The sequence below is a fragment of the Nocardia cyriacigeorgica genome (genome assembly GCF_010868145.1).
Lineage (GTDB): Bacteria > Actinomycetota > Actinomycetes > Mycobacteriales > Mycobacteriaceae > Nocardia > Nocardia cyriacigeorgica_D.
In genome coordinates, this window is sequence record NZ_JAAGUY010000001.1 from 93,854 (window position 1) to 104,724 (window position 10,871).

Here is a 10,871-nt window from a genome sequence, read left to right on the forward strand (position 1 = left end):
GATGTCGGCCGGAGAGATCTTCTGGGATGTCATCCCCTATGTGACGCTGGCGGTCCTGGCCGTGGGGACCTGGTGGCGCTACCGCTACGACAAATTCGGCTGGACCACCCGCTCCTCACAGCTGTACGAGAGCAAGCTGCTGCGGGTGGGCAGCCCGCTGTTCCATTTCGGCATCCTCGTCGTCATCGTCGGCCACATCATCGGTTTGGTGATCCCGGAATCGTGGACGGATGCGATCGGCATGAGCGAACACGCCTACCATGTCCAGGCGCTGGCATTGGGCACCATTGCCGGAATCGCGACGCTGACAGGCGCGGCGCTACTGGTGTACCGGCGCCGGTCCACCGGGCCGGTATTCACCGCAACCACAGGGAACGACAAACTGATGTACGCCGTGCTGATCGCGGCGATCGTGGCCGGTCTCGCGACAACGTTGATGGGGGCGGGGGTGGTCGGCGAGGAACACAATTACCGCGAAACCGTCTCACCGTGGTTCCGGTCGATCTGGATCTTGCAGCCGCGTGGCGACTTGATGGCGCAGGCACCGCTGTCGTTCCACATCCACGTCGTCATCGCTTTGACGTTGTTCGCACTGTGGCCGTTCACCCGGCTCGTGCACGCGTTCAGCGCTCCCGTTGCCTACCTGTTCCGGCCCTACATCGTGTACCGCAGTCGCGGACATGCCCGCCAGGGCGAGCTGGTGGGTTCGCGGCCACAACGGCGCGGCTGGTGACCCCGGCCGTGGGTCACCCGGTGAGCGCGCGGCGGGCATAGGCACGGACGTCGGCGTCGGGATCGTCGACCGCCTGCTTCAGCGCGATCCGGGCCGAATCGAGGCCAGTCCAGTTCGACAGCGCCAACACGGCGGCCTTGCGGACATCGAGATGCGGATCCGACAGCGCCTCCGTCAACGGCGGTAGTGCGAACTCTGGATCCGCACCGACCAGACCGCGCGCCGCACCGACACGCACCTGCCAGGCCGAATGCCGTAGTGCGGTGATGAGTTCGGCGGTCGTGTCGGCGTCGGTACCGAGCGCGGCGAACGCGCCCAATGCCGCGGCACGCACCAGTGGATCGCGGTCGGCCGTGAGCGTGCGCACCACGTCGACACCACCGGCACCGATCGTCGCCAAGCCCTGGGCGACGGCGATGCGTACCTCCCGGCTCGCGTCGGCTGCCAAGGCGGCCACACTGTCACCGTCGTCGAGGGAAACCAGCGCGCGCACGGCCTCGATTCGCACCCGGTGATCGGTGTCGGTGAGCGCGGCAGTGAATTGTGCGGCGGTCCCGGCGCGCAGGGCACGCAGCAGATCCACCACGGTCGACCGGACAACGGGGTCGGGGGAGTGCAGCCGCTGCGCGAGCCCGTCGGCAGAGGGCAGGACCTCGACCAGTTCGCGCAGGCCCGCCGTGGCCGCAGTGCGCACGGAGGCGGACCCGTCGTCGAGCGCGGCGATCAGTGCGGGGGTGAATCCCTCGGGGGTGTGCTCGGTGAGCACCGACAGCGCGGCCACCCGTACCATCGGGTCGGAGTCGGAGAGGTACTCGGCCAGCTCGGGCACGGTCGGCGCATCCAATCCGAGCAGTGTGACGAGACGGGGAGAAGGCGGCGCGGCCGGCTCCCGGACGACAGTCGAGACCGTGTCCGCGGCCGGTGCGCGCTGGGCGATCAGTTCGGGCTGCTCCACGAACTCGATCTCGGCGTCGGCCGAGGGCAGATCGTCCAACCCGGGGACCTGCACCAGATACGGCGCCACCGGACGCTTCAGGAATTCCATGTCGCCGTCGGCGTTCTTGCGCAGATTCAGGTGGTATCGCCAGCCCACATCGTCGCGTTCGGGTAGGTCCGCGCGTTCGTGATAGAGCCCCCACCGCGATTCGGTGCGGGTCAGCGAACTGCGTGCCGCCATCTCCGCGCAATCGCGGATGAACGACACCTCCACCGAACGCATGAGCTCATGCGGGGTCCGTGCCCCCATCTCCGCGATCTCACCGCGCATCCGCTCGAAGGTCTCCACCGCGATCGACAGCTTGGCGGCAGTCTTGGGCGGGGCCACATAGTCGTTGACGAACCGGCGCAGCTTGTATTCGACCTGCGGCTGCGGCGGCCCGTCCGGCTGACGCAGCGGACGGTAGATCAACTCGTGGGCGTCGGCGAGCTGATCCCGCGGAAGTTCCTCGGGCGCGGCGATGTCGGCCAGCGTCGATGCGGCATGCGCGCCGGCCAGATCGCCGAAGACGAAGGCACCGATCATGTAGTTGTGTGGCACGCACGCCAGATCACCGGCCGCGTACAAACCGGGCACCGAGGTCCGCGCGTTCTCGTCCACCCACACCCCGGAGGCCGAATGTCCGCTGCACAAGCCGATTTCGGAAATATGCATCTCGATATCGTGGGTGCGGTAGTCGTGGCCGCGGTTGGCGTGGAAGATGCCGCGGGTCGGGCGCTCGGTGGTGTGCAGGATCCCCTCGAGCGTCGACAAAGTCTCGTCCGGCAGATGCGACACCTTCAGATAGATGGGGCCGCGCGCCGATTCGATTTCACGCTTGACCTCCGACATCATCTGGCCCGACCAGTAGTCGGAGTCCACGAACCGTTCGCCCTCGGCGTTGACCTGATAGCCGCCGAACGGATTGGCGACATACGCGCACGCAGGCCCGTTGTAATCCTTGATCAGCGGATTGATCTGGAAGCATTCGATACCGCTGAGCTCGGCGCCCGCGTGATATGCCATCGAATAGCCGTCCCCGGCATTGGTCGGGTTCTCGTAGGTGCCGTAGAGGTAGCCGGAGGCGGGCAGCCCGAGCCGCCCACACGGACCGGTCGCGAGGATGACCGCCTTGGCGCCGACGGCGACGAATTCGCCGGTCCGGGTGTTCAGCGCCGCCGCACCGACCGCCCGGCAGTTCTCGGTGAGCACCCGAACCGGCATCAACCGGTTCTCGATCCGGATCCGCTCCCGCATCTTGCGTTGGCGCAGTACGCGATACAGCGCCTTCTTGACGTCCTTTCCCTCGGGCATGGGCAGCACATACGACCCGGAACGATGCACCCGCCGCACCGCGTACTCGCCGTATTCGTCCTTCTCGAACTTCACCCCGTAGGTCTCCAGTCGCTGCACCATGGCGAAGCCGCGGGTCGCGGTCTGATAGACCGTGCGCTGGTCGACGATGCCGTCGTTGGCGCGGGTGATCTCGGCGACGTAGTCCTCCGGCTCGGCCTTGCCGGGGATGACAGCGTTGTTCACGCCGTCCATCCCCATGGCCAGCGCACCGGAATGACGCACATGCGCCTTCTCCAGCAGCAGCACATTCGCGCCCTGTTCGGCGGCGGTGAGGGCGGCCATCGTGCCGGCCGTTCCGCCGCCGATGACGAGCACATCGCAGTCCAAGCGGACGGCGTCGGCGAGATCCGGTGCTGCGAACAAGGTCGGTGCGGTCACGACAGAGCCTCCACGATCTGGGCGCGTTCGGCCGGCCGGTCGACGGCCGTGCGCGGGGTGGGAACATCGATGATTGCGCGCAGGGGTCGGCCTGCTCGCCCCAGAACGGCTACACGATCACCGATCAGGAGCGCCTCGTCCACATCATGGGTGACGAAGACGACGGTGGTGGGATGGGTGCGCCAGGTATCGATCAGCAAGCGCTGCATGGTCGTTCGCGTCTGGGTGTCCAGTGCGCCGAACGGTTCGTCCATCATGACCGCGCGCGGTGCACCCGCGAGCCCGCGAGCCAGTTGGACACGCTGGCGCATGCCGCCGGACAGGCTCTTGGGCAGGAAGCCGGCGAACCCGGCCAACCCCACCTCCTCGATCCAGCGGTCCGCCGCGGCCCGGCGACCGTCCTTCGGTTCACCGCGCAGTTTCAGCGCGAGTTCGATATTGGAGCGCACAGTGCGCCACGGCAGCAGCGCGTTGTCCTGGAAGACGACCGCGCGGTCGCGAGAGGTCGTGGTCACCGGTTCGCCGTCGGCCAGCACGCGGCCGGCCTCGGGTGCCAGCAGGCCGGCGATGGCACGCAGGACAGTGGATTTCCCGCAGCCGGATGGACCGGTGAGTACCAGGATCTCGCCGGGACGCACATCCAGGGTGAGGCCGCTGATCACCGGTGCACCGGTGTAGGACAGCGAGACGCCGTCCAGGCGCAGGCTCATGCCCGCGAATACCGCCGTGGTCATCGTGAGTTCTCCTCTCCACGCGGCAGCCAGCGGGTGACGCGGCGGCCGAGCAGTTCGATCGCCGCGGACGTCGCGAATCCCAGGACGCCGATGGTGATGATCCCGACGAAGACGCCGGGGTAGTCGACGATGGTGTACGCCTGCCAGGTCCGGTATCCGACGCCGAGTCGGCCGGAGATCATCTCCGCGGAGATGAGGCAGATCCACGCGACCCCGATACCCACCGACAGCCCGCCGAAGATGCCGGGCAGCGCGCCGGGAAAGACGACCCGCACCAGCACATCCCATCGGCTGCCGCCGAGTGTGCGCACCGAGTCCTCCCACAGGGTCGGCAGCGCACGCACCGCGTGGCGGGTGCTGACCATGATCGGGAAGTAGGCGGCCAGTGAAGTGATGAAGACGATGCCCGCCTCGTCATCGGGGAACAGCAGGATCGCGATCGGCACCACCGCGATGGCGGGAACCGGTCGCGCGAGCTCGGTGAGTGGACCGAGGATATCGGCGAACAGCTGCGACCGGCCGAGCGCGATTCCGCTGGCCACCCCGAGCGCGGTGGCGATGGCGAAACCGGTGAGAATGCGGATCAGCGACTGGCCGAGATCGAGATAGTAGACATCGGTGCCGAGCTGACGTCCGAAGGCGGCAACGATCTCGGTGACCGTCGGCAGCGTGTCGAAACGCAGCCACAGGCGCACATCGTTGGTGGTGAGCACCTGCCACAACAGAACCGCGGCGAGTACGGAACCGAGCTTCAGCGCTCGCGAGGACCAGACCGAGCGGGCGCCGACGCGACGTGCGGCCGTGGTCTCGGAGGATACGGCGATGCTACCGCTGCCCGGAGTCGGTGTGGCGGTGGTGCCGTCGTGCCGAGTCGGCAGATCGGCCCCGTCGTGCGCAAGGCTTCCACTCGGCAGGGATTGGGTGTGCGATGCGGTCATGACCGCACCTCGTTCACGGCCTGGTCATAGCTCACCGGCTGCGCGGTCGGATGGGTTTGCTGATGGCGCCGCGCCGCCGCCTGCGTGGTGAACGGCAGGAAGGTGTCCCCGTCGCGCAACCAGGCCGCCTTGTCGGCGAACCAGCGGGTGCCGAGTTCGGTGTCGACGATGTAGGCCGAACGGATTGTCGCCCCCTGCGCCCGTGCGGTTTTGACCGCGCGCAACAATTCGGTGGCGTCCGCGGCGGGGTGAGTCGTGTCCCGGCCGTCGAGCCAGAGCTCGGTGCCCGAACCGGCGGTCTGGTTGGTGGTGTCGGCGAGGGCGCCGTCGTAGTCGCGGCCGCCGCGAGCGGCGAAGGCGGATCGAATCAGCGTGTCGTCGACGAAGGTGTCGATATCGAGGTCGGCGAAGTCACCGATCGACTTCAGATACCGCACATCGTCTTTGAATGCCGCGATCAGACTCGGCTTCAGCGTGGTGTCGAACGAGGTTCCGCCGGGGCCGTTGTACAGATAGACGACCTCCTGCGGCAGGCCAGAACCGTCTGCGACCAGACGTGCCGCTTCGAGTGGCTCCCGCCAGAGGAATTCGGTGGCGTCGAGTTGGGCTTGGAGGAAGGCGTCGACCACCTCCGGATGCGCGGCGGTGTAATCCTTACGTGCGACCACTCCGTGGAAGGTCGGCACGTTCAGTTCGGCGCCGTCGTAGAGCAGCTTCGCCTTGTCCTGGAAGACCAGCAGCCCTGGCCACGCGACGAACTGCGACAGCGCGCCCACCTGCCCGGATTCCAGCGCTGACGCACCCACCTGCGGCTGCTGATTGAGTACTTTCACACCACCGACCGGATCGATCCCGGCCCGGGTCAGCGCCTGCACCAGCGTGCCGTGCCCCGCCGAACCCACACTGGCCGACACCTTCTGCCCTGCCAGATCGCTCAGCTCGTCGACCGGCGAATCCGGTGCCACGACGACCATGTTCAGCGCGCCCTTCGGGTTGTACCCGGTGACGGAGATGAACTGGGTGCGTGAACGTTCATTGGCCTGAGTGCGAGATCCGTTGATCAGCAACGGGTAATCGCCCATCGACCCGATATCGATCTTCTCCGCCACCATCTGCGCGGTGATCGGTGCGCCGGTGTCGTAGTCCTGCCATTCGACCTCGTATGTCGCGCCACCGCCATCGGTGATCTGCTGCAAGCGCTGTTCGAGATATCCCTTGGCCCGCAGCAAGGTGCCTGCGGTGACGGTATTGATGGTCTTGGACTGATAGCCGACGACGACCTTGACGGCGTCGCCGGAGACGGCCTCTTCCAGTGAGCATCCGGTGAGGGCCAGCGTTGCGGCGGCGACAGCGGCCAGGCGTTTCCAACGTTTCATCATGTGAACTACCTCAGGAGATATGGCATGTTGACGGTGACGGCGCCGGTGGGGCAGCGCGCGGCGCAGGGACCGCAATACCAGCACTCATCGACATGCATGAAGGCTTTGCCGTTGTCGGGATTGATGGCGAGGGAGTCGAGCGGACAGATCTCGACGCACAGCGTGCAGCCCTGGACGCACAGCGATTCGTCTATGGTCACGGGGATGTCGGTGCGCTGGTTCGTCAGAGCCATCTACAGGACCTTCCATTCGGGGATGCTGCGCGACAGGCTGCCGCGCATGGTGATTCGATCGCCGCGCATGCGGATGTACTCGAGATCGACCGGAGTGCCGTCGTCGAGGCGGGTGAGGCGTTCGAGCATCAGCAGCGCGGCGCCGGCGGGAGTGTCGAGGGTGGAGGCAGTGTGCGGATCGGCGGACACGGCTTCGACCGCGAGATCGGCCGAGCCGAGCGATTGTCCGGTGATCTCTTCGAGCAGGACGAAGATATCGGTGCGTTCCAGATCGTGGGTGAGGACCTCGGCGCCGACCTCGGGCGCGAGGTAGGTGAGATCGAGGCTCAGCGGCAGATCCGCGAGATAGCGCAGACGTTCGATGTAGACGGCCTGCGCGCCCGGAGCCAGCGCCAGCCTGCGTGCCACCGCAGGCGGTGCGCTGAGGAGAGTAGCGGCGCGGACCTCATTGCGGACGACGCCGTGACCCTTCAGCGTCTCCTGCAACCCGAGCAGAGTGTCAAGACCGTGGTCGAACTTCCGGGACGCCACCTTGGTGCCGACCTTCGGCACACGGGCGATGAGCCCTTCGTCGCGGAGCAGAGCCAGGGCCTCGCGCACGGTATTGCGGGAGGCCTGATGCTCGGCGGCGAGGTTTTGTTCACCGGGCAGCGTATCGGCGAACGCGCCGGTGTGGATCTGCTGTCGCAGGATGTCGGCGACCCGGCGCGCATGGTCGGCACGCAGCCGTCGCACCGGGGTGGGTGCCTCCGTGTTTGTATCGCTGACCTGCATGGACAGCGACGATAGCGGCGATTTCAGCCGCTCGATTCCGGCTGTGGAACGGGCGCGGGAAGGCTCCGGCTATTGCGCCGGGCGGGCCCTGCACGCGACCTGGGCAAATGATGGCTTTGCGGCCCATTGCGCCACCTGCGGTGTGCGGCGGTGGGTTCTGATCACGCCGATTCCAATGAACGGCCCGCGGCTGAACGGCCCGCGGCGGGATCGGTTCCGCCGGGATCCAGGCCGAGCAGGGCGGCCTGCACCTGACGTAGCCGGTCGACGTCGCCGTGCAAGCCGGTGACGTTGTCGCTGTAGAGGAAGGCCTCGCCCAGCCGGACCATGGTGTAGGCCAGCAGCGAGCGTTCCAGCGGCGGACGGTAGTGGTCCTGTTCCTCGGTGCGTGCGATGAGCGCGTCGACGGCGGCCACCACCCGCGGTTGCACTGGTCCGTCGCCGGTGGTGAGTATGCGCAGACCGTTGATGGGTTCGTTCTCGAAGTACCGCCGGAACGGCTCGTTGCCCGCCATCCAGCGGTTCACCCGATACAGCACGTCGAGAATCCGCTGGGCGCCCGTGGCGCGCCGCCGGGCATCCGCGCGATCGATCAGGCCCTCGAATTCACCGGCGAGCACCGCGCCGAGCACGCCGTCGCGTGAGCCGAACCAGCGGTAGACCGAGGCGCGGCTGAGCCGCAGCTTGGCCGCGATGGCCTGCACATCCACTCGCTCACCGGCGAGGAATGCCACCCGTGCCAATTCGACGACCTCTTCCCGGGTCGCGGAGGCCGGACGCCCTGGTGGGCGGGGTGCGGTAGGCTCATCGCTGGTCACCCATGAATGATACATCCAGCGGGGTGTGTATCTAATGCGAGTGTCAGAACCAGGCGTCGCGCATCAGCACTGTGGTGGTGTCGCGGGCGGCCAGCAGGTCGAGTTGGGGTGCGGTGCGGGGGAGTTCGAAGCGGAAGAAGTAGCGGGCCGCATGCCGTTTGCCGTCGTAGAAGTCGCCCTCGTGGCCAGCGGTGGCCAGTACCTGCTGCAGCCATATCCAGGCCAGGGTGATGTGCCCGAACGCTTCCAGATAGACCGAACTGTTGGCGAGCGCGGTCTCGATGTCGCCGTCGGCGAACAGCCCGGCGGTCACCTCGACCAGGCGCTGCCAGGATGATTCGAGCTGCGCCGCCAGCTCGGCAGGTTCGCCGTCCGCCGCGCGGGCGTCGGCGATGGTGGCCCGAATCCGTTCGTCGAGTGCGCGCAGGCTCGCCCCACCCTGCTGGGTGACCTTGCGGCCGAGCAGGTCCAGGCCCTGAATGCCGTGCGTACCCTCGTGAATCGGATTGAGCCGGTTGTCTCGGTAATGCTGTTCGACGTTGTATTCGCGGGTGTAGCCATACCCGCCGAGCACCTGGATGGCGAGACTGTTGGCCTCCAGACACCATTGGGCGGGCCAGCTCTTGGCGATCGGGGTGAGGATGTCGAGCAGCAGCGTCACCGCGCGGCGGTCGTCCTCGGACGTCGCCGTGCGGTGCTCGTCGACCAGGCGTGCGCAGTACAGCACAAGAGCAAGCGCGCCTTCGGTATAGGCCTTCTGCGCCAACAACATTCGTTTGACGTCGGCATGCTCGACAATGGGTCGCTGCGGAGACGTGGGATCACCGGCCCCCTTGGTGCGGCCCTGCGCGCGGGTGCGTGCGTATTCCAGCGACTCCAGATAGCCGGTGTAGCCGAGTGCGGTGGCGACGAGCCCGACGCCGATGCGCGCCTCGTTCATCATCGTGAACATGTATGTCAGCCCGCGGTGCGCTTCACCGACGAGGTAGCCGACCGCGCCCCGCTCGCCGGCGGGCGTCCACTTGCCCTCGCCGAAATTCAGCACCGTATTGACGGTGCCGCGGTAGCCCATCTTGTGGTTGAGGCCGGCCAGCGCCACGTCATTGCGCTCGCCGAGCGAACCGTCGTCGGCGACGAGGAACCGCGGCACCACGAACAGCGAGATCCCCTTGGTGCCCGCGGGTCCGCCCGGAATCTTCGCCAGCACCAGATGGACGATGTTCTCGCCGAGCTCGTGATCGCCACCCGAGATCCACATCTTCGTGCCGAAGATCCGATAGGTGCCATCCGGTTGTGGTTCGGCGCGGGTGACGATATCGGCCAGCGAGGAACCGGCCTGCGGCTCCGACAGGCACATCGTGCCGAAGAACCGACCCTCGATCATCGGCCGCACGAACCGGTCGATGTGCTCACGACCGTGGGTGAGTAGCAGATTGGCATTCGCCATGGTCAGGAACGGATAGCCGGACGTGCCGGGATTGGCCGCCTGGAACCACGCGAAACTCGCTTGGGCGACTGTGGCGGGCAGCTGCGATCCGCCGAGCTCGTAGTCCATCGCCGCGCCGGGCAGCCCGGCTTCGGTGAAGGCGCGCAACGCGGCAGCGATCTCGGGAATGAGGGTGACGCGCTCACCGTCGAAGGTCGGTTCGTTGGCGTCGCCGCGCTTGTTGTGCGAGGCGAAATACCTGGTCGCGAGCTGCTCGCTCAGCTCGAGTACGGCATCGAAGGTCTCCCGGGAATGCTCGGCGAACCGCTTCCGCTCGGTGAGCCGCTCGACGTCGAGCCATTCGTACAGCAGGAAGTCGAGATCACGCCGAGACAGGAGAGTAGACCGCATCAAGCATCCCTTCGGTACAAGTTGACTCCTGTGTACCATATTTTGCTCGATGGCACCGGGCGGTCGCCGTGGTGCACGATGACCGCCCGCGGCACGGGTCAGGCCGCGACAGGCCCGTAGTTCAGGTGCACGACGCCATTGTCGTAGACATCGGACGATACGAGGGCCAGCTTGGTGGTGTCGTCGTTCCAGAACCGTTCGCCCTTACCGAGCGCGACCGGGTAGACGAACAGATGGAGGTTGTCGACCAAGCCGTCACGCAGCAGGGCGCGGACGAGTTGACCGCTGCCGCTGATGTAGATGGTGCCGTCGGTGTCGGCCTTGAGCTTGCGGATGGCCTCCGGGTCGTAGGCGCCGATGCGGGTGCTGTTGGCCCATTCGACAGCGGGCTCCTGCGCGCCGACGACGTACTTCATGGTGTCGTTGAAGAACGGTGCACCCGGGTCGTCGTCCACCGTGCGGGTGGACCAGGCCGGAGCGAACATCTCGAAGGTGTTGCGTCCGAGCAGGATTGCGGTGGCTGCCCCGGTGATCTCGCCCAGCGTCTCGCCCATCTTCGAATCGAATCCGTAGGCGAAGGTGAAGCTCGGGTCGTCGTACATGCCGTCGAGGGAGATGAACTCGTGTACTGCGATGGTGCCCATGGAATGGTCCTTTCGGTGCGGCCCGCAGCCGCCGGATGCGGTGCCGGCGCGGTGTCGAGATCGACTCTGCC

General features: G+C 66.8%; 10 protein-coding genes. 1 reads left to right on the plus strand and 9 read right to left on the minus strand.

Annotated elements, in window-relative coordinates:
* Position 1 precedes the first annotated feature (1 nt).
* Entirely contained in the window at positions 2-733 is a 732-nt protein-coding gene (gene narI / locus GV792_RS00450; protein ID WP_163821589.1) for a respiratory nitrate reductase subunit gamma, read from the plus strand.
* Between the two features lie 13 nt (positions 734-746).
* On the opposite strand, the gene GV792_RS00455 is transcribed toward narI, so the two are convergent.
* The 9 genes from GV792_RS00455 to GV792_RS00495 form a co-directional block, all read right to left on the minus strand.
* Positions 747-3,443, minus strand: coding sequence for a fumarate reductase/succinate dehydrogenase flavoprotein subunit (locus tag GV792_RS00455; RefSeq protein ID WP_163821590.1), 2,697 nt, complete (start codon positions 3,441-3,443; stop codon positions 747-749).
* Positions 3,440-4,177, minus strand: coding sequence for an ABC transporter ATP-binding protein (locus GV792_RS00460; protein WP_163821591.1), 738 nt, complete (start codon positions 4,175-4,177; stop codon positions 3,440-3,442). Before GV792_RS00460 ends, GV792_RS00455 begins: the two co-directional genes overlap by 4 nt.
* Positions 4,174-5,115 carry an ABC transporter permease gene (locus tag GV792_RS00465; protein WP_163821592.1) on the minus strand — a complete coding sequence of 314 codons (942 nt, stop codon included), beginning with the start codon at positions 5,113-5,115 and terminating at the stop codon, positions 4,174-4,176. The genes GV792_RS00460 and GV792_RS00465 overlap by 4 nt, the downstream gene beginning before the upstream one ends.
* Positions 5,112-6,491, minus strand: a complete 1,380-nt coding sequence (locus tag GV792_RS00470; RefSeq protein ID WP_163822164.1) for an ABC transporter substrate-binding protein — start codon at positions 6,489-6,491, stop codon at positions 5,112-5,114. The genes GV792_RS00465 and GV792_RS00470 overlap by 4 nt, the downstream gene beginning before the upstream one ends.
* 8 nt (positions 6,492-6,499) lie before the next feature.
* The gene (locus tag GV792_RS00475) at positions 6,500-6,727 is read right to left on the minus strand and encodes a 4Fe-4S dicluster domain-containing protein (protein WP_163821593.1); all 228 of its coding nucleotides are present in this window, start codon (positions 6,725-6,727) and stop codon (positions 6,500-6,502) included.
* Entirely contained in the window at positions 6,728-7,501 is a 774-nt protein-coding gene (locus tag GV792_RS00480) for a GntR family transcriptional regulator (RefSeq protein WP_163821594.1), read from the minus strand. It abuts the gene before it with no gap.
* 161 nt (positions 7,502-7,662) lie between these two features.
* On the minus strand, positions 7,663-8,319 hold the full coding sequence (locus GV792_RS00485; protein WP_309138631.1) for a QsdR family transcriptional regulator: 657 nt from the start codon (positions 8,317-8,319) through the stop codon (positions 7,663-7,665).
* Positions 8,320-8,362: 43 nt separating this feature from the next.
* Positions 8,363-10,156: an acyl-CoA dehydrogenase gene (locus GV792_RS00490; RefSeq protein WP_163821595.1), complete on the minus strand. Its 1,794-nt coding sequence runs from the start codon at positions 10,154-10,156 to the stop codon at positions 8,363-8,365.
* Positions 10,157-10,254: 98 nt separating this feature from the next.
* On the minus strand, positions 10,255-10,800 hold the full coding sequence (locus tag GV792_RS00495; protein WP_163821596.1) for a dihydrofolate reductase family protein: 546 nt from the start codon (positions 10,798-10,800) through the stop codon (positions 10,255-10,257).
* Positions 10,801-10,871 lie beyond the last annotated feature (71 nt).

Bases quoted from the DNA above. Each gene is read 5' to 3' on its own strand.
- narI (WP_163821589.1), top strand. From the start codon at position 2: ATGTCGGCCGGAGAGATCTTCTGGGATGTCATCCCCTATGTGACGCTG.
- GV792_RS00460 (WP_163821591.1), bottom strand. From the start codon at position 4,177: ATGACCACGGCGGTATTCGCGGGCATGAGCCTGCGCCTGGACGGCGTC.
- GV792_RS00465 (WP_163821592.1), bottom strand. From the start codon at position 5,115: ATGACCGCATCGCACACCCAATCCCTGCCGAGTGGAAGCCTTGCGCAC.
- GV792_RS00470 (WP_163822164.1), bottom strand. From the start codon at position 6,491: ATGAAACGTTGGAAACGCCTGGCCGCTGTCGCCGCCGCAACGCTGGCC.
- GV792_RS00475 (WP_163821593.1), bottom strand. From the start codon at position 6,727: ATGGCTCTGACGAACCAGCGCACCGACATCCCCGTGACCATAGACGAA.
- GV792_RS00480 (WP_163821594.1), bottom strand. From the start codon at position 7,501: ATGCAGGTCAGCGATACAAACACGGAGGCACCCACCCCGGTGCGACGG.
- GV792_RS00490 (WP_163821595.1), bottom strand. From the start codon at position 10,156: ATGCGGTCTACTCTCCTGTCTCGGCGTGATCTCGACTTCCTGCTGTAC.
- GV792_RS00495 (WP_163821596.1), bottom strand. From the start codon at position 10,800: ATGGGCACCATCGCAGTACACGAGTTCATCTCCCTCGACGGCATGTAC.